Genomic DNA, 18,627 nt, shown 5'->3' on the forward strand with positions numbered 1-18,627 from the left:
ACATGGCAGTACACATTCAAACGACAAGTCTGGATGGCGCATTGGCGGCCTTCCGCGAAGGCGAAGTCAAATTGCTGACCGAGATCGCGACCGCCCTGGCTGAATTCAAAGAAGCGGACGAAGATCGGCGGCGCTTGCTCGACATCGCGCAGGATCTGCGCGAGATGTTCTTCCTCGTCGTGGTGATCGGGGAATTCAACGCGGGTAAGTCGTCGTTCATCAATGCGCTCCTGGGGGACGAACTGTTGGCGATGGGCATCACGCCGACGACCGACGCGATCCATGTCATCCGTTACAACGAAAACAGCCCGCGCAAAGCCAATATTCGCGAAGACGGCATCTACGAATGGACGCACCCGAACACGATTGCGACGGGCGTGGCGCTGGTCGATACCCCCGGAACGGGGTCGGTCTTCCAGAAGCACGAAAAGATTGCCAAGCAGTTCCTGCACCGCTCCGATCTGGTGATTTTCGTGATTTCGGCCAAGCGCGCCTTTGCCGAAACGGAGCGTCTGTATCTGGAACTGGCGAAGAACTACGGCAAGAAGATCATCCTCGTCGTCAACCAGACCGACCTGCTCAATCCCAATGAACTGCGCGAAGTGCGCACGTTCGTCGAACGGCAGGCGAAAGAACTGCTCGACTTCGAACCGTTGATCTTCCTTGTCTCCGCCAAGGACGCGCTGCAAGCCCGCCGCAATGGTCAGCCCGACGCGGGTGGCATTGATGCGGTCAAAGCGCACCTGCGCGGTGTGCTCAGCGAAGCGCCGCCCGCCAAGCAGAAGCTGCTGGCGCAGTTGGATACCGCCGAGCGCACCGTCAAGCATTACTACGATGCAGCCAAATCCAAGTACGATCTGATCGGCGCGGACACCACCAAAGTCCGCGATATTCAGCGCGAACTGGAGACGCAGTCCGGCGGCTTGAACGCGCAGTTGACGCGCGCGCGCGCCGACATCGACGCGGTGTTCGAAGGCATGCGCATGCGTGGCCTCGAATTCATCAACAAGAACTTGTCGCTGCGCAGCATCGGGCGTGGGTTGAACCGTGAAACGCTGCAAGCTCAATTCACCGAAACGGTCGTCGGGCAGGCAACGCGCGATATCGAGACCGCGACGGGTGACTATATCAACGTGTTGATTGACAACAGCCGCCAGTACTGGCGCGGTGTGATCAATCGTTTGAACCAACTGCGCGACCTCATGGAGCAGGAGGTCGGCGGGCTAGACGCGGGCATGTATGCCGAACAGCGCGAAGCCCTCGAAGACGCTATCCGCATCGCCGAAAGCGAACTCAAGAGCTATTCGACCGGGCGCGTCATCGGCGAAATGCAGGAAGTCTTCGCTACAAATACCAATGGATTCCTGCTCGGCTTCAGCGCCGCCGTGATCGGCACGCTCGTCACCATTCTGGCGATTGCCGCACCCGGTCCGGTCGTTGGGCTGGCAGCCGCCGCGACCATCGTCGCCGCGCCCGCCGCCGCGCTCGGTGGCTATGTTGCCTACCGCTACTATCGCCGCGTAGCGCGGGATACCAAAGACGACATGAATAAGCGGATCGATGCGATTGAGAAGGCGTACCACGACGCGCTTGATAATCTCACGCGCAAAGAGCGCAGCCGCCTCAACGAGTACGGCAAGCAGGTACTCACACCGATCTTCAGCCGACTGCAGGTGCTCTCGGAACGCTATGAGGCACAGGCCGAAGGCTTCCGCAAGTATCTCGATCAGAGCACGACCCTGCGGCGCGGCATTGAGGAGTTGAAGTGAGCGTATCCTTGGAGGCACAGCTCACGATTGCCTTGCAAATCATCCTCGCGGGCATCCTCAGCGGGTTGATTGGCATGGATCGCGAACGGCGCGGGCATGACGCGGGTTTGCGCACGCACATGCTCGTCGGCATGGGCTCGTGCCTGTTCACGGGACTGTCCGTTCTGGCGTTTCCGGGAGGCGATCCGGGTCGGGTCGCCTCACAGATTCTGCCAGGACTCGGGTTTCTGGGAGCGGGCGCGATCCTCAAGCAGGGAGCGAATATTCAGGGACTAACCACCGCCGCCAGCATGTGGGTGACGGCGGCGGTGGGCATGGGAGTAGGCACCGGAGCGTGGTTCGCGGCCATCTGTGGGACGATCATTATCTGGTTTACTCTGGTGATTGTTCAGCGTATGAAGCCCGATGACTTGAACAGCAAGCGCCACTAACCTCCGGCGCTTCGCTCCTGCTCAACCGCATCTCAGCGCCAGCCTAAGAGGGATGAGTATCGGTCATGAATTTCAACTTTCTGCTGCTCATCTTCGAACTGCTGGCGCTTAATTCCCTGTTGTTAGCGATTCACCGGCTCAGTCCGCGCTACGGCATTATCTCGATCGTCGGCATCAGTGCCGCGCTCGTCGGCATGATGCGCTTCGCATCTGCAATCAGCGTATACGTGACGGTCACGCCGGATCTGCGAATCACTTACGCGAGCGGCTTGTTCATCCCGACGATTCTGCTGGTCGTGCTGGTGCTGTACGTGGTGGAAGGGATCATTCCCGCGCGCGCCGCTATCGTCACCATCATCGGCGTTGATCTCCTCTCATTTCTGGTCTTTTTGAGCCTCTGGCTGCACACACTCATCCCCGGCGGCGGCTTGCGGGCGGATCGCGAGGTCACTGCTCTCCTGGTCAACCCCAGTCTTCGTACGGTACTGGCGTCCAGTGTGGCGTTCGGCATCGATCTGATCGGGATTGGCATCCTGTTTCAGGCACTGGTCAATCACCTGCCCCGCTTACCCCTCTGGGCGAAAAGCGGCCTCACCCTCACCGTGATTCTGGCGATCAACAACGTGGTCTTCTGGGCGCTGGCTTCCGAAAGTGTGGACGAATTCGTGGCGTTTACGCCGGGCAGCGTGCTGAGCAGCCTGATCTCGGCGCTGCTGCTCACCCCGGTACTGGCGGTCTACCTCGGTCACATCGCGCCCCGACTGCCGCATTTTCGCGGCTTGGAGCGGCGTCCAACCTTCGCGCTGCTGTTCGGCTCCTACGGGCAGATCGAGCGCCGCCTGACCCGAGCAGAAACGGCCCTGCGCGACCTGATGGCGAAATACATCGCAGAAGTGGACGACGAACGCACGCGCGCAAACCGACTGCGCGACTTCATCAATGAGTTGGTACACGATATGCGGAATCCACTGGCGGGGATTAATCTGCGCATTCAAATCCTTGGGCGCACCGGAGACAACCCGGAACAGCGTCAGCGTCAGCTTGAAGCCGTCCAGCTTCAGTTGAAGCACTTGTCCACGATGGTCGACACGGTGGTGGACATTGTACGCCTCGAACAAGCGCCTCACAGCCGGGAAGGGGCCGATTTGGTCGAATTCCTAAGCGAAGTTTTTGCCGCCACCCACGTGAACGGCGAAGCTAAAGGTCTGCTGATGACCTTGACCCTGCCCGAACAAGCGCTCACTGTCCCGATGGATCGGGTCACGCTGGCGCGTGCCGTCATCAACCTGATGGATAATGCTATCCGCTACACCGAGACGGGAACTGTCGCCTTAGCTGGATATCGCGACGGTGACTGCGCCGCCATCACCGTCGCCGATACAGGCATCGGTATCGCACCTGATGAAGTCGCGCACATCTACAAACGCCATTTCCGGTCACCGCAGGCCGTGCGCGAGACGAACGAGGGGCTAGGATTGGGGTTGGCCATCGTGAAGCGCGTGGTCGAAGAACACAATGGTTCGATCAGCGTGACCAGCCAGAAAACCCCGTCGAGCGGCACGCGCTTCACCATCACCCTTCCCTGCGCGTAGCGGTCAGCCAAACACGATCCCGAGATCCCGCGCCATCTGCACCATATCGCCGTTCGGGTCGACCTGTTTCATTTGCAGTGCGTCAGTCATCGGTACCGACACGATCTGTTCGCCGCGCAGCGCGACCATATAGCCCCACTGCTCTTGCGCGACTAACTGCACTGCCGCGGAACCAAAACGCGTCGCTAGCCAGCGATCATGCGGCGTTGGCTGACCGCCGCGCTGCAGGTGCCCGAGCACAGTCACCCGCACTTCCGCGCCAATGCAATCGGCGATCATATTGCCGACGATGTAGCCAATGCCGCCCAGTCGCATCACACCGCCCGTCTGGATGTAGTATTCCTGCGCCCCATTGATCGGCGCTGCACCTTCCGCGACCACAATCAGGCTGTAGTTGCGGCCATGTTCACGTGCCTGCTGAATATGCGCGCACACTGTGGCGATGTTAAACGGAATTTCGGGAATGAGAATGGCATCGGCGCCGCCCGCCACGCCCGCTTTGAGCGCGATCCAGCCCGCGTTGCGCCCCATGACTTCCAGCACCATCACGCGATGGTGACTCTCGGCGGTCGTCTGCAGCTTATCGAGCGCATCCGTCGCCGTGAGAATCGCCGTGTCGAAGCCAAACGTCACATCCGTCTGCGCGAGATCGTTGTCGATGGTCTTAGGCACGCCCACCACGCGCGCGCCACGATCCAGCAGTTTCTGCGCAATGGCCATCGTGCCATCGCCGCCCGCGACGATCAGCGCTTCGACGCCCATATTCGTCAGACGCCGCAGCGCTTCATCGGTCAAATCGATCGGTTCAACCGCCCCATCGGCGGTCTCTACCACTTGTCTGAAGGGGTTGCCGCGGTTGACCGCGCCGAGGATCGTCCCGCCGCGCGTGAGCAGCGGGCGCACACGTTCTTCCGTCAAGATGTTAGCAGGCGCGTCATGCAGCAGGCCGTCAAATCCCTGACGAATGCCGATGACATCCCACCCATACCGATGTTTTGCTGTGAGGACCACCGCCCGAATGACCGCGTTCAATCCCGGCGCATCACCGCCGCCTGTCAGAATACCGATCGTTTTCATCGTTCTACCCCAGTCTTACGGGGGGATTATACAGCACAAAAAGCACATTTGTGTTAAAATCAGGGAACATATCGTCACCAGTTGAGAGAGTATATGGCACGTAGACGAAGCAGCAACCGGAGCAGCTCATCCACGAATCGTGGGTATCAGGGTCGGCGTAAAAGCGATAACGAAGCGCGCGTCGAGCGGTTCACATGGGCGCTGTTAGTGCTGGCGTTCGCCGTGACCCAGCTCCTGCCCGAAGGCTCGTTCCCGAATTGGTTCATCCCCCTGTCGGGCGCGGTGATTCTCCTTGGCTCCGCCTTCTACCAGTATACGCGCGGTTGGCGCGTCGGGCCGATCACCTGGATCGGCGGCGCGGTCGAAGGGCTGCTGGCGTATTACGTAATGCGCGTGAATCCCGCCGCGGACATGCTCGGCGAATCCCTGCTGGTATTCGTCGCCGTGATTTTGTTCGGTTTGATCACCGGTGAAACCTAATTTCTTGACTTTTTAGCCTAAATAGGCTATTTCATGGGTGTACTTTTTGTGCAGATTGCCCGAAGGAAACAATGAGCGAGTCGACCCCCCGCGTTACCGTTGAAGATGTGCGAAAACTGGCGCTCCCCTTGGGAACGCGGGTTGTCGCTGGAGAGGGCTTGCTCCTCAACCGAATCGTTGCCTGGACGACCGTCATCTATCCTGAAGACGGCGTCAGCAACAAAACGCTGCAAAAAGATGAACTCGTGCTGGTCGCGCCGAATGAAAACGGCACGCGGCACATGTTGGATGCCGACGTGGTGCGCTGGGCATCCGAAAACAAAGCTTCGGCGGTTGTGTTGAGCGATAACCCCTCCCCGACGGCCATCGCCGAGGCTAACGCCTACAGCATCCCCGTGATGATGCTCCCGTCAGGCAGCCGCATCCGCATGGTGGAAAAAGCGGTCGTCAGCCTGCTCGTCGATCAAAAAGGCCAAATCGAGCGGCGCGGCACCCAGATTTACCGCCAGCTTACGCAGATTTCCTCCCGTAACGAAGGCATGCCCGAACTCATCAATGCGATGGCACGGCTGACGAACAAATCAGTGGTTGTGCAGGATAAGCGCCTGCAAATTCTGTACAGCTCGGTCCAGCCGCAGTTCGTCGCCTTCTGGGAAGATGTCGAAAACTTTCTGCGCAAGGTTGACAACCTCCCGGTCGAGATTCAGGATCGTCACCGGGTGAGCGAAGTCGAAAACCCGGTGCTCATGCAAGCACTGCCGACCCCCAGGACTAGCGCGGCTCGTTTCGCCGATCATCACCAAAGACATCGGGCGCGGCTATCTGTCGATCATCGGGCGCGACACCGACCTCGACGACGTCGATACTGCGGTCGCCGAGCATGGCGCCGCCGCCTGCGCGCTGGAAATGGCGAAGGCCAAGGCGATCAGCGACACTGAGAAGCGGCTGCGCGGCACGTTTCTCGACCGCCTGCTCATCGGCGATGTCAGCCAGCAGGAAGCCATTCGGCAGGGCGAACGCTTTGAGCACGACATGACGCAGACGCACGTCGCGATTGTGCTGGCGTGGCAGGGCGATAAAGCCCCGTCGCTGCGCCGCCTCGAAACGACGATCAACACGCTGGTCGCCCAGCAGCACGCGGCGGCGCTCGTGTGGCAGCGCGAACGCGAAAACGAAGTGCTCGTATTCCATGCCGTCGAAGAGAAAGACCCCGTCAATTCGACCATGCGCCTCGCCGAGGTCTTCAGCAAGGAGATCCAGCGGCAGTTTTCCAGCTCGCGGGTTGCCATTGGCGTCGGTCAAGCCGCGCGGGATGTAACGGTGTGGCGCAGCAGCTACCGCGACGCGGTACAAGCCCGCGACCTCGCCGCTCGGTTGCAAACCGATGCGCCGCTCTACATTGGCGACCTTGGGGTGTATCAGCTCATCCTCTCGCTGTCCGACCGGGATAAGCTGTTGGCATTCTGCGAGCAAACGCTCGGCACGCTGGTCAAGTATGACCTGAGCCAGCATGCCGACCTGATCAAGACGCTGGAGGCGTTCTTCGCCTGCCACGGGAACTTGAGCCAGACCGCCGAGATGCTCATCGTACACCGCAATACGCTGTTGTATCGCATGAACCGCATCAACGAGATCGCCCAAATTGACCTCAACCGCCCAGAAATTCGTCTCGCGCTGCACCTCGCGCTGACGATTCGGCGCCTGTTGTCGATCAACTAGACGCCCATTCAGGCACGGCGCGGTTTGACAGACGGGACGCCCACTGGGCGTCCGTGGTGTTTACTTGACGCGACTGCTCGATCTATCCAACCGCAGTGGCATAGATTCCGGGCACACTGCACAAGCCTCTGGCTCTTGCCAAACGCCATAGTGATTGGGTATTATGCGGCCATTATGGCAGGTTGCCTAAAAACCATTCGTTCGGGCAGGCTGCATAATCTTACTCTGCCGAAATTTTCCAGTTCCCCCAAGAATCCTGCGCACATGCTCAACCCTATTTGTACGCATTGACCAGATTTAGCGCCAAAATTTGATGTAGATTTCACGATCATTTTGCCCCATACTTACGCTGACCCTTTTTATCCCTGTAGTATGAGGTGGATGTAATGTCACCGGACGACTGTGATCAGCAGTTTCCCCTTCACCGCGAAGACACCCGCGAACGCGACGCCTGCGCTCTGATTTGCTCCGTGCGCAAGGGCGGACAAGCCACTCACGGTAATGTAAAACGCACAATCGAAGCTCTCACCCGCATGGGCCATCGCACGGGGATCGTGGATGGTGAAGGTGACGGCGTCGGGATTATGACGGATATCCCCCGCGAGTTGTGGTCGAAGACGCTCGCATCCAGTGGTTTGCGCTACGGGTTGGCGGTCAACCCGAATTTCTGGGTCGCGCACCTGATGATTCCCGTGCACATGCGCTCCGACGCGGACGCGGTAACGCGGCTCATCTGTGACCGCATTCAACAGGCCGGTCTCGAACCGCTCTACGATGGCGCGGGCAAGGTGAAGAGCAACGTGCTCGGTCGCAGCGCCGCCAAGAACGAACCGCTCTTCTGGCAGTTCGCCGGGATGAACGGCAGCGTCAAAAATGATCAGCTCGAAAAAGTCCTCTACCGCCTGCAAACCAGCATCGAGCGCGACCTCGGCGTGCATTTCGCGTCGTTCTCTTCGCGCAGCGTGGTCTACAAAGTGCAGGGCACGGTCGAAATCCTGCGCCGTTACTATCCCGAACTGCAGGACACCGAATACGCCTCCACGGTGACACTCGGTCACGCCCGCTATTCGACCAACACGAATCCGGTGTTCGAACGCGCGCAGCCCTTCAACGTGCTCGGTCACAACGGTGAATTTAACACGATCTCGCGCTTCCGCCTGGAAGCCGCCATGCTCGGCATTGACCTGTCGGAGAACAACTCCGACTCGCAGGATATCGACAACCTGATCGACGCGCTGTGCATGAAGTATGACTTTGACCTGATCGAAGCGATGGAATACGTCTTCCCGCCCTTCGATCATGATCTGATGCAGGGCGCGGACGAAATCCACGAGATGTACGAGAACATCCGCCGCTCGTTTGGTCCGTTCGCGCAGGGTCCCGCCGCCGTCGCCGCCCGCGTGGGTGATCAGTGCGTGTTCAGCGTGGACGCGCTCGGTCTGCGCCCGCTGTGGTTCGGCGAGACGGAAAAAGAATACTTCGCCACATCGGAACGCGGCGTCTACCCGCTGACGATGATGTCCTCCGCGCCCAAGCCGCTCGCTCCCGGCGAAAAGATCGCGCTGGTGATCAAGCCCGGTCGCGGCATCGAAGTGCTGGACTACCCGGCGATTCAGCAGCACGTCTTCAACCGTTCACGTGAACGCGGCATGTTCAACAACGGCAAGCCGCGCGGCGTGTGGGCGATGAACAGTTCGGCCCTGCGTCCCAGCAACGGCAACGGGAATGGCAATGGTCATGGTAACGGCGGCGGAACTGCTGTGAAGCCGACGCCCGCGCCAACGGCAGTCGCCTTGGCGGCGCCCCTGCCCCAGCGTTCGACCGCGATCAATGCCGTGACGATGGCCGCGCTCGGCTGGGAGCGCTATCACCTGAACATCATCCAAGCGATGGCGGAAACCAACAAGGAACTGATTGGCTCGCTCGGTTGGGATGGCCCGCTCGCCGCCATCAGCCAGACCCGCGTCAACATCGCCGATTTCTTCCAGGAAGTCGTCGCCGTCGTGACCAACCCGGCCATCGACCGCGAACGCGAACAGGCGCAGTTTTCGACCACGGTGTACGTGGGCGCGCGTCCGGAACCCGGTCAGGCCAACAGCCCGGACGATATCGTCGTCACGCTCAAGACCCCGGTGCTCCTCGGTGGGCACACGGCGCTCGGCGCGGATGAGGATCTGCGTGCCGTGGCCAGCAAGTTCGGCACCAAGACGATTGACGATCTGATCGCCGACTTTGGCGACCATGCGGCGACGCTCTCGATGAGCGCATTCCCGGAAGAAACCATTGAATCCGCGGTCGCCCGCTTGGCGAGCGAAGCTGCCGAGCTGGTCGCGGGTGGCGTGCAGTGCATCATCCTCGACGACGGCGATGTCTTCGCTGGCGAACGCTTGTGGATCGACCCGCTGCTGGCGGTCGCCACTGTCGACCGCGTACTGCGCGAAAGCAACGACAATGATATTAATCTGCGCCGTCGCGCGGGCATTGTGCTGCGTTCCGGCGCGCTCCGCGACCTGCACGATGTGGTCATGGCAATTGGTTTGGGCGCCAGCGCGGTCAACCCGTACATGCTCTACGCCGTCGCGCTGGATATCGCGCCGCGCGCCCCGCGGGAACCGCTGCCGAGCGAAGAAATCAGCAAGCGCCTGACCAACACCGTCAACTCGCTGACCACCGGCATCCAGAAGGTCACGTCGACGATTGGCTGCCATGAACTGCGCGGCTACGGCCAGTCATTCGCCTCGGTCGGGCTGGCGTCCGGCGTCGCCGATGTGTTTGGCACGCCCAACTACTTCGGCTCGGACGAACGCGGTTTCGCGTGGGACGATGTGCAGCGTGAAGCCGAAACCCGCGCGGGCGAACTGCGCTCGGGCAAAGGCAGCAAACTGGAAAACCCGGATCGCATCTACCCGAAGATGTGGAAGAAGGTCGAAGACATTGCCCTCGGCGAAATGACGCTCGACCAGTACGAAGCCGAAATGCTGGAACTGGAACGCGAGATGCCCGTCTCCGCCCGCCACATCATCGACCTCAAGGTGACCGACTCAGGCATCGATCCGGCGACCGTCGATACCCGCGTCGGCAAGCACGACCTGCCGATGATCATCGGCGCGATGTCGTTCGGCTCGCAGGGTGAACTCTCGTACAAGGCGTATGCGGAATCGGCGGCGCGGCTCAACATCATCTGTGTGAACGGCGAAGGTGGCGAACTGCCGGACGTGATGGGCAAGTACCCGCACAACCGCGGCAACCAGATCGCCTCCGGTCGGTTCGGCGTGAACATCGAATTTCCTGAATTCGTGCGACTACCTCGAAATCAAGATCGGTCAGGGCGCGAAGCCCGGCGAAGGCGGTCACCTGCCCGCCTACAAGGTGACGGAACAGGTCGCGCTGGCACGGTCGACTGCACCGTGGGTTGACCTGATTTCGCCGAGCAACAATCACGATCTGTATTCGATTGAAGACCTCGCGCAGTTGATTGACGAACTCAAGATCGCCAACCCCAATGCCAAGATCTCCGTGAAGATCCCGGTGGTGCCCGGCGTCGGCATCATTGCCGTCGGCATCGCCAAAGCGGGGGCGGATATCATCAACATCGCCGGTTACGAAGGCGGCACGGGCGCGGCGCGCGCGCATTCGCTGCGCCATGTCGGGCTGCCCGCCGAAATCGGCGTGTGGCTGGCGCACCGCGCGCTGATCGAAAGCGGTCTGCGCGGCGACGTGGAGCTGTGGTCAGATGGCGGCATGAAGAGCGGCCGCGATGTCGTCAAGATGATGTGCCTCGGCGCGAACCGCGTCAGCTTTGGCACGCTGGCGATGGTCGCCGTTGGCTGCACGATCTGTCGCAAGTGTCACGAAGGCACCTGCCACGTCGGCATCACCACCCACATCACCACCAAGGAACAAGCCCTCGAACAAGGCATCAAGCACTTTGAACCGCGTGACGCCGAACAGGCCGTCGGCGGCATCGTGCGCGTGTTTGAGGCGCTCGGCGAAGACATCCGCCGTTGGACGGCCAAACTCGGCTTCACCCGCGTGCAGGATCTCGTCGGGCGGGCGGATCTGCTCGAACAGGTGCAGATGCATGAGCGCATCGACCTGCGCCCGCTGTTCATCCCGGTGCCGACGGTCAGCAAGCGTGAATTCCTGCCCGGCGTCGGTCGTCTGCTGGCGCGTCCACGCAATACCATGAGCAAAAGCATCACCGAGATCATCAACGATGCGGCGCAGCCCGGCGATCAGGAAATCACTTACGACGACGAACAGGTCATGGCGATGGACCGCGCGCTCGGCACGCACCTCTCCGGCGCGATAGAACGCGGCGAAGTGTCGGGCGACCTGGGCGTCATTCACCTGCGCTTCAGCAACTCCGCCGTGCCTGGCAACGGTCTGGCCGCGTTCACAATGGATAAGCTGGATGTGCTGGTGGAAGGCGGCGCGCAGGACGGCGTCGGCAAGTGCGCCAAGGGCGGTACGATTGCCGTACTCAAGGGTCTCAACCACGACGGCCAGCGCCTCGATGGGTCGGTCGGCAAGAGCTTCGCTTACGGGGCGCAAGCGGGTCGGTTCATCGTGCAAGGCGATGCGGACACGCGCGCCTGCATCCGTCTTAGCGGCGCGGACATCGTGTTTGGTGGTGAGGTCAAGCAGCCCCTGCACGACGATCTCGGCGGCTTAGCGGCACGCGCGAACCTTAAGGGCTATGCCTGCGAATATATGACCTCCGGGCGCGTGCTCGTGCTCGGCGACCCCGGCCCGTGGCTGTGCGCGGGGATGTCGGGTGGCACGCTGTATCAGCGCATTCAGCCAGAAATGAATCTCACGGTCGACGCGATCCGCCGCCGCATCGCCAAGGGCGCGACGGTCGAAATCCGTGAGCTGGACGCGCGCGGCGTGCAGGACATCATCGACCTGCTCGGCAACTACATCGCCACGCTGGAAGCCAACAATCAGGGTGACGAAGTGCAGCATCTGTACCCGCTGCTCAACCACCCGGAACAATACTTCGTGATGCTCGCGCCGCCGTCGCGGCTCAAGCAGGCAGTCTAGAACACTTAACCAAAACGGAGGGGCGCAGCCGGCTGCGCCCCTCCGTTTTATTTTCCCCTGCGGCTGATTCTGGAAAATAAAAAGCCCGCGTCGGGTGACGCGGGCTGACTGCACTTGATATTTACTACTTCTTTTCTTCCGGGTATTTCGACTTGTCCCAGTCCGCCTTGCTGACGAACTTGGTGAGCATACGCCCATCCTTCGTCTTGCCACGCAGACCGTAGCGAACCTGACCGTTCGCGGTGGTGAAGGTGGTCTTCAGCACGTTTTTGTCGTCGATTGACACCTTCTGGCGGGTTTTAACATCGTAGAACTCAACGCTCATTTTGGAAAACCCCTTTTCTGTATACGCGCGATCTAAATTACGCTTTACAAGCGACATTCTACCACATATTCTTAAAATCGCGCTAGCGAAATGAGGGGAAATTGGACGAATTTCCTCTTATTTGCCCGGAATGATGGCTAAAACCCGCTGAACTTTGAGCGCCAGATGCAAAATTAGGCGGTTATCGGCCTTCTCCAAGTCGAGTCCGGTGAGCTCGCTGATGCGTCCCAGACGGTAAACCAAGGTGTTGCGATGCACATCCAGCATCTTCGAAGCTTCGGCTAAATTGCCATTGGCTTCGAAGAAACCGCTCAGCGTGCGGATCAGATCACCCTGCTTGCGGTCGTCATGTTCGACCAGCAGCCCGAGCGTTTCATTATAGAAACGGCGCAGGTGATCGAGGTTACGTTCCTTGAGCGCCAGCAACAGCTGAAACAGCTTGAGATCACCGTAGAAGGTCGTCTGCTCGCGGTCACCGAGTTCATTGGCAATACTGACCGAATCCTTCGCTTCGCGGTAGGCCTCGCGCAGCGCGGACAGCCCCGCCGACGGTCGGCTGATGCCTGCAGCGACCAAACCGCTCGGCGTGCGCGCGGCCAACTGTGAGCGGACTTCATCCACCATGCGGCGTAATCGCGGCAAATGCGAGGGGTTTTCCAGCGGGTAGAGCGCGACAATCACGTCGACATACTGCCCGACCGAGCCATTCAGCGGGCGGCGCGCCATATCATCGCGTACCAGCGGCAGCAGCGATTCCAGCGGCAGCCCCGCCCCGGAATCGGTCATGGCGCGATAGACGACGACAATGTAGTTCGCGGTGGGGTCAAAGCCGGCCTGCTGGGCGCGCGTCGACATCATATCATCGTCGGTCGGCGTGCCGCTTAGCCACATCTGCACCCAGTCACCGCGCGCCTGTTCGACGGCAAACGCAATCGCGCGGGTTTTCGCCAGTTCAATGGCGCACACATCTGCGCCATAGGCCAGCACCATGCGGTCAAAATCGTCCAGCGTTTCGCGGTTGTCCACCATCGACAGATACCCGGCTACGCGTTTCTCGACGCGCAGCACAGTCGTATAGCCGAGCGGGCTGTGCACCGTGATGCCTTCAGCGGGCGGGGTTTCGCGGGTCAGCCAATTCTGGAAGGCGCTGTAGGGGAGGTTTTGCATCATGGTGCGCCCACTCCCGGTCGGCGTGCGCCGCGCGACATTCGGATACACCTGCGCCATGAGCACGCCAGCGTCGTCATGCACAACCATCGGCTTGGCGGTGGCGCGCGCCATGATCTGCAGCAGGCTGTTGAGATCGCGGTTCTCGGCGGCACTGCGCGCCAGTTGGCGTTGAATTTCCATCGCGCGCTGGGCGATCTGCGCCTTCGCATTGACAATCAGTGTGTTGATGGCGCGTTCGATGCGTGGCAGGCTGGTCTCTTCGGGCAGCGCCAGCAGCGCCACGCCGCACTCGTTCGCGACATCGACCGCGGTCATGGCGATGTTGTCTTTCGCTGCCACCGCACTGATTCCCACTTCTGCCAGCCCACGCACCACTTCCGAAAGCGTGATGCGCGCATCATAGCTGCGCAGTACATCCATCGACACCAGCGCCAGCTCACCGCCATAGACATCGGGAAAGGCGGGCGGCTGCGTCTGCACCACTACAGCCCAGGTGATTGTCTTCTCCGGCATGCCAGCGAGCAATTGAGTTCCCAACGGAAGCGCATACTGTAACAGGGCTTGCAGGGTGGCGCTGTGATTTTCAACCATACTCAACAATCCACTTAGACTATTCCACGATTGTATGCACAGGGTCAGCGAAATCATACAATCATTTTGACGAGGCTATCGCACGGGTTTTTGTCACTATTCACCAACAAACTCACCGTGACACATGCGTAGATTGTTGAATTCTACCAGCGTTTCCTCTGATATAATTGCAGCTTATGAAACCAACCCCTTACCCCAACGTCAACGCCGTTTTGGAGATTCTGCTGCAGCGGCAGCAAGCGATCTTTGGTGACAAGCTGATCGGCTTGTATCTCTATGGATCTACAGCGCTCGGCGCGTTCACCGACGGCATTAGCGATCTTGACCTACTCGCCGCGCTCACGTCGGATCTCACCCCGGCAGAGGCCGCTGCTATCGAGCAGATGCACGCGCAGATCGTGGCAGAACTGCCCGAGTGGGACAACCGCATCGAAGTGCAGTACTACAGCGTGCACGCGCTCGCCACCTTCAAAACCGAACGTCACCCGATGGGCAACATCAGCCCCGGCGAACCCTTCCACATCATCGAGGCGGGCGCGGACTGGCTGATGAACTGGTATCACGTGCTAACATCGGGGATCACGCTGTATGGGGTACCGCCCGCGACGATCATCGCCCCGGTCACGACTGACGAGTTCATCACTTCCATCACGACGATGCTGCTGGAATGGGACGGCGGCTATCTCGACCACATCCAGAGCCGTCCGTCACAAGCTTATGTCATCATCACCTTGTGTCGGGGGTTGTATACGCTGCGCCACCGCCAGCATGTGTCGAAACAGGCAGCAGCCGAATGGGCGATGGCGGCTTATCCAGCCTGGGCGGCGCTCATCAGCCATGCGCTGACATGGCGACTCGATCCGGGCGCAGTCGTGGATCACGCGGCTACCCTGCCGGAAACCCTGCGTTTTGTCAGCTTCATGTGGGACGAGATCCGCGCAGCCTTGTGACCTATGTCGATTGTTAGACCAAACAAAAAGGACGAGGCATGGCCTCGTCCTTTTTACTTGTACAGTGTGACTAGACGCGCTTGACGCCGATGGCCAGCGTTTCGCCGTCGATGGAGGTGTCCTTCTTCGGGTCTTCGTCCGGCTGATACGTAGCGCTCACGAAGTCGCCGTTCGTCTCGCCCTGCTCCAGCGTTTCCGCCAGCGTCTGCGCGCGGATGTAATCGGCGAAACGGGTGATCGCCTTGCTCAGCCGTTCGCCTGCCTGATAGCGCAGGTTGATGCGGTCTTCGATGTTGAAGTCCGCGTCCTTGCGCAGGCTTTGCACGCGGCGTACGACTTCACGCGCCAACCCTTCGTCGATCAGGTCGTCGGTGAGGCGCGTGTCGAGTGAGGCCAGATAGCCGCCGTCTTCCGCGACCGCGAAGCCTTCGGCAGCACTGCGGCTGACCTGCACTTCGTCCGGCGCGAGCTCGTACTGCTTGCCGTCCAGCTCCACCGTGATGCTTTGGCCGCTCAGCAGGGCTTCGCCCCACTTGCGCTTGTCTTCGACCGGCGCATCGTCGCGCACCCACTTCTGCACCTTCGGGAAGTCGGCGCGCAGCTTCTTGCCGAGCAGGCTTTGCAGCGGGTTCAGCTTGAACAGCACGACATCCCCGGTCGCATTGAGCGTCCCCACTGCCTTAACATTGAGTTCGCTCATGATCAGCTCGGCGTAACGCGTGACCACATCGGCCTCGCGCGGCTGCACCGCGAACCGAGCTTCTGCCAGCGGCTGGCGCACGCCCATCCGCACCGATTCGCGCGCGGCACGCCCGAGGCTGACCAGCTTTTCGACCAAGCGCATATCCCGCACCAGCGTTTCGTTGAGCAATGCCGGGTTGCTTTCCGGGAACAGCGCGAGGTGCACGCTCATCGGCGCTTTCGGGTCGATTTCCACGACCAGATTGCGATACAGCGCATCCGCGAGGAACGGCATCGTCGGCGCGAGCAGCTTGCTCACGGTGACTAAGCATTCATATAACGTGGCATAGGCGCCCTGCTTGTCCGCGTCGCTCTCCGACTTCCAGAAACGGCGGCGGCTCAGACGCACATACCAATTGCTGAGCATCTCGACAAATTGCTCAATCGGGCGCGTCGCGCCGGGCACATCGTAGTTGTCGAAGGCTTCGGTCACTTCGTTGACCAACTGGTGCAGTTCCGCCAGCACAAACTGATCGAGCAGGTCGCGTTCGGCGACGGGCGGCTGCGGGCTGTTCGGCGTCCAGCCATCGAGATTGGCGTACGTCACGAAGAAGCTGTAGGTGTTCCACAGCGTCAGCCAGAAGCGGCTGATCACCTCCCCTACCAAGTCCTTCGAGAAGCGGCGCGGTTCTCCGGGCGGCCCCGATGTGAACAGATACCAGCGGAAGGCGTCGGCCCCGTGCGCGTTGAAGATTTCCCACGGGTCGATGATGTTGCCCTTGCTCTTGGACATCTTCTCGCCCTTGGCGTCGAGGATGTGCCCCAAGCAGATGACGTTCTTGAACGACACCTGTTCGAACAACATGCTGCTGATCGAGTGGAGCGTGTAGAACCACCCGCGCGTCTGGTCGACCGCTTCGCAGATGTAGTCCGCCGGGTACTGTTCCGCGAACATTTCCTGATTGTGCGCCGGGTAACCCCACTGCGCCAGCGGCATCGCGCCGCTGTCAAACCACACGTCGATCACTTCCGGCACACGATGCATCATGCCGCCGCGCCCGTTCGGGTTCGGGAAGACAATGTTGTCAACATGCGGACGGTGCAGATCGAGATCCGTCAGGTCGCGCCCGGCGAATCGGCTCAATTCTTCGACGCTGCCCACCGCCAGCGACTCGCCCGTCTGGTCGTCGATCCAGATCGGGAGCGGCGTGCCCCAGTAACGTTCACGCCCAAGCGCCCAGTCTTTGAGTTCCGTCAGCCAGTTGCCGAAGCGCCCATCGCGGACGTGATCCGGCACCCAGTTGATCGTCGCATTCAGGTCGATCATCTTCTGGCGGTACTCGGTCGCGCGGATGAACCACGCGTCACGCGCGAAGTACAGCAGTGGCGTGCCGCAGCGCCAGCAGAACGGGTAGGTATGCGCGTAACGCGCCTGCTTGTAGAGCAGCCCGCGCCGCTTGAGATCCCGCGTGATTTCGGGATCGGCGTCCTTGACCCACACACCGCGCCATTCCGTCACCGCGTCGATGAATTTGCCATCCGCGCCGACCGTTTGCAGCACGGGCAGGTTGTTCTCCTTGCCGACCGCCATATCGTCCACGCCGAAGGCCGGGGCGATGTGCACGATGCCCGTGCCGTCGTCAGTGCTGACGAAATCGCCCGCCACGACATAGGCGTACTTGGTCTCGACCGGGAGGAAGGTGTACAGCGGGTTGTACTGCATCCCGAGCAGGTCTTTGCCCTTGAAGTGCTTGACGATCTTGTACTCTTCACGGTGGGCGAGCACCTTGTCGACCAGCGCTGCCGCCATGATCAGGTTTTCTGTGCCTTCGCCGCCCTGCACGGGGCCTTCGATCTGCACGTAGTCGAGATCCGCGCCCACGGCGAGCGCAACGTTGGCCGGGAGCGTCCACGGCGTCGTCGTCCACACGAGGAAGTAGACGCCGGGCTTGTCGCGCAGCGGGAAGCGCACAAATACGCTCGGGTCTTCGACATCCTGATACCCGAGCGAGACTTCGTGACTGCTCAGCGGCGTGCCGCAGCGCGCGCAGTACGGAACGACCTTCAAACCCTTATAGAGCAGGTCTTTGTCCCAGAACTGCTTGAGGATCCACCACACGCTCTCGATGTAGTCGTTCGTGAACGTCACATAGGCGTCGTCGAGGTTCGTCCAGTACGCCATGCGCTCGGTGAACGTTTCCCACTTGCTGATGTTGCGCAGCACACTGTCCCGGCAGCGCTTGTTGAATTCGGCGATGCCGAACTCTTCAATCTGCCGTTTCTGCGTGAAGCCGAGCTCTTTTTCGAGCGCGAGTTCGACGGGCAAGCCGTGGGTATCCCACCCGCCCTTACGCAGCGCGTAGTAACCGCGCATCGTCTTATAGCGCGGGAAAATGTCTTTGAAGGCGCGCGCCAATACGTGATGCACACCCGGCGTGCCGTTGACGGTCGGCGGGCCTTCATAGGTCACGTAACGCGGAGCACCTTGGCGTTCTTCCATCGAACGCTGAAATACGCGATTCAGCCGCCAAAAGTCCAGCTGTTCGCGTTCCAATTTCTGGATGTCAACTTCCGGTTTGACTGCCTTGAACATGGTTCATCCTCTCTATGTCGATACGGGTTAGTGGTCGATGCGTCTAGCGTCGTATTCGCATAGAGGGGGCAATCGACCGTGATGTGAGCAGACCCCTCACCATCACGGATCACCTCCTTATAACCAATGGGGAGAATCGTCTTAGTATTATGACGCAAAATTGCAGTTAAGTGAAGATTCAACCCCTTGCTCCTATAATGAAC

At 60.4% G+C, this 18,627-nt stretch carries 13 protein-coding genes; 9 read left to right on the forward strand and 4 right to left on the reverse strand.

Annotation, left to right across the window (positions count from 1 at the left end):
* Positions 1–2 precede the first annotated feature (2 nt).
* The 3 genes from IPK17_RS04110 to IPK17_RS04120 all read left to right on the forward strand — a co-directional run bounded on the left by IPK17_RS04110 (position 3) and on the right by IPK17_RS04120 (position 3,792).
* On the forward strand, positions 3–1,769 hold the full coding sequence (locus tag IPK17_RS04110; RefSeq protein ID WP_343416395.1) for a dynamin family protein: 1,767 nt from the start codon (positions 3–5) through the stop codon (positions 1,767–1,769).
* Positions 1,766–2,200 carry an MgtC/SapB family protein gene (locus tag IPK17_RS04115; RefSeq protein WP_343416396.1) on the forward strand — a complete coding sequence of 145 codons (435 nt, stop codon included), beginning with the start codon at positions 1,766–1,768 and terminating at the stop codon, positions 2,198–2,200. Before IPK17_RS04110 ends, IPK17_RS04115 begins: the two co-directional genes overlap by 4 nt.
* A gap of 65 nt (positions 2,201–2,265) precedes the next feature.
* Positions 2,266–3,792 carry a sensor histidine kinase gene (locus tag IPK17_RS04120; RefSeq protein WP_343416397.1) on the forward strand — a complete coding sequence of 509 codons (1,527 nt, stop codon included), beginning with the start codon at positions 2,266–2,268 and terminating at the stop codon, positions 3,790–3,792.
* A 3-nt stretch (positions 3,793–3,795) separates the two neighbouring features.
* Here IPK17_RS04120 and IPK17_RS04125 read toward each other — a convergent pair whose 3' ends face one another.
* Complete coding sequence (locus IPK17_RS04125) at positions 3,796–4,869, reverse strand: 6-phosphofructokinase (protein WP_343416398.1); 1,074 nt, start codon at positions 4,867–4,869, stop codon at positions 3,796–3,798.
* Positions 4,870–4,962: 93 nt separating this feature from the next.
* Here IPK17_RS04125 and IPK17_RS04130 point away from each other — a divergent pair, with 93 nt between their 5' ends.
* From IPK17_RS04130 to IPK17_RS04150, 5 genes are all read left to right on the forward strand, one after another.
* Entirely contained in the window at positions 4,963–5,349 is a 387-nt protein-coding gene (locus IPK17_RS04130; RefSeq protein WP_343416399.1) for a hypothetical protein, read from the forward strand.
* 71 nt (positions 5,350–5,420) lie between these two features.
* Complete coding sequence (locus IPK17_RS04135; RefSeq protein WP_343416400.1) at positions 5,421–6,287, forward strand: hypothetical protein; 867 nt, start codon at positions 5,421–5,423, stop codon at positions 6,285–6,287.
* A complete protein-coding gene (locus tag IPK17_RS04140) occupies positions 6,256–7,068 on the forward strand; it encodes a PucR family transcriptional regulator (protein ID WP_343416401.1) in 813 nt (270 codons plus the stop codon). The genes IPK17_RS04135 and IPK17_RS04140 overlap by 32 nt, the downstream gene beginning before the upstream one ends.
* 386 nt (positions 7,069–7,454) lie before the next feature.
* Positions 7,455–10,484 carry a glutamate synthase central domain-containing protein gene (locus IPK17_RS04145; protein ID WP_343416402.1) on the forward strand — a complete coding sequence of 1,010 codons (3,030 nt, stop codon included), beginning with the start codon at positions 7,455–7,457 and terminating at the stop codon, positions 10,482–10,484.
* The gene (locus IPK17_RS04150) at positions 10,387–12,114 is read left to right on the forward strand and encodes a glutamate synthase-related protein (RefSeq protein ID WP_343416590.1); all 1,728 of its coding nucleotides are present in this window, start codon (positions 10,387–10,389) and stop codon (positions 12,112–12,114) included. Before IPK17_RS04145 ends, IPK17_RS04150 begins: the two co-directional genes overlap by 98 nt.
* 124 nt (positions 12,115–12,238) lie before the next feature.
* On the opposite strand, the gene IPK17_RS04155 is transcribed toward IPK17_RS04150, so the two are convergent.
* Together IPK17_RS04155 and IPK17_RS04160 are read right to left on the reverse strand one after the other, a co-directional pair.
* Positions 12,239–12,439 (reverse strand): hypothetical protein, encoded by a 201-nt coding sequence (locus IPK17_RS04155; RefSeq protein ID WP_343416403.1) that lies wholly within the window; start codon positions 12,437–12,439, stop codon positions 12,239–12,241.
* A 117-nt stretch (positions 12,440–12,556) separates the two neighbouring features.
* Positions 12,557–14,200 (reverse strand): helix-turn-helix domain-containing protein, encoded by a 1,644-nt coding sequence (locus IPK17_RS04160; RefSeq protein WP_343416404.1) that lies wholly within the window; start codon positions 14,198–14,200, stop codon positions 12,557–12,559.
* A 176-nt stretch (positions 14,201–14,376) separates the two neighbouring features.
* On the opposite strand from IPK17_RS04160, the gene IPK17_RS04165 reads away from it, so the two are divergent.
* Positions 14,377–15,150, forward strand: coding sequence for an aminoglycoside adenylyltransferase domain-containing protein (locus tag IPK17_RS04165; RefSeq protein WP_343416405.1), 774 nt, complete (start codon positions 14,377–14,379; stop codon positions 15,148–15,150).
* 70 nt (positions 15,151–15,220) lie between these two features.
* Here IPK17_RS04165 and ileS read toward each other — a convergent pair whose 3' ends face one another.
* Entirely contained in the window at positions 15,221–18,424 is a 3,204-nt protein-coding gene (ileS, locus tag IPK17_RS04170) for an isoleucine--tRNA ligase (protein WP_343416406.1), read from the reverse strand.
* Positions 18,425–18,627: the final 203 nt, after the last annotated feature.

Source organism: Candidatus Flexifilum breve, from assembly GCF_016713355.1.

Bases quoted from the DNA above. Each gene is read 5' to 3' on its own strand.
- IPK17_RS04130 (WP_343416399.1), top strand. From the start codon at position 4,963: ATGGCACGTAGACGAAGCAGCAACCGGAGCAGCTCATCCACGAATCGT.
- IPK17_RS04155 (WP_343416403.1), bottom strand. From the start codon at position 12,439: ATGAGCGTTGAGTTCTACGATGTTAAAACCCGCCAGAAGGTGTCAATC.
- IPK17_RS04145 (WP_343416402.1), top strand. From the start codon at position 7,455: ATGTCACCGGACGACTGTGATCAGCAGTTTCCCCTTCACCGCGAAGAC.
- IPK17_RS04110 (WP_343416395.1), top strand. From the start codon at position 3: ATGGCAGTACACATTCAAACGACAAGTCTGGATGGCGCATTGGCGGCC.
- IPK17_RS04165 (WP_343416405.1), top strand. From the start codon at position 14,377: ATGAAACCAACCCCTTACCCCAACGTCAACGCCGTTTTGGAGATTCTG.
- IPK17_RS04125 (WP_343416398.1), bottom strand. From the start codon at position 4,869: ATGAAAACGATCGGTATTCTGACAGGCGGCGGTGATGCGCCGGGATTG.
- IPK17_RS04140 (WP_343416401.1), top strand. From the start codon at position 6,256: ATGGCGAAGGCCAAGGCGATCAGCGACACTGAGAAGCGGCTGCGCGGC.
- IPK17_RS04135 (WP_343416400.1), top strand. From the start codon at position 5,421: ATGAGCGAGTCGACCCCCCGCGTTACCGTTGAAGATGTGCGAAAACTG.
- IPK17_RS04160 (WP_343416404.1), bottom strand. From the start codon at position 14,200: ATGGTTGAAAATCACAGCGCCACCCTGCAAGCCCTGTTACAGTATGCG.
- ileS (WP_343416406.1), bottom strand. From the start codon at position 18,424: ATGTTCAAGGCAGTCAAACCGGAAGTTGACATCCAGAAATTGGAACGC.
- IPK17_RS04120 (WP_343416397.1), top strand. From the start codon at position 2,266: ATGAATTTCAACTTTCTGCTGCTCATCTTCGAACTGCTGGCGCTTAAT.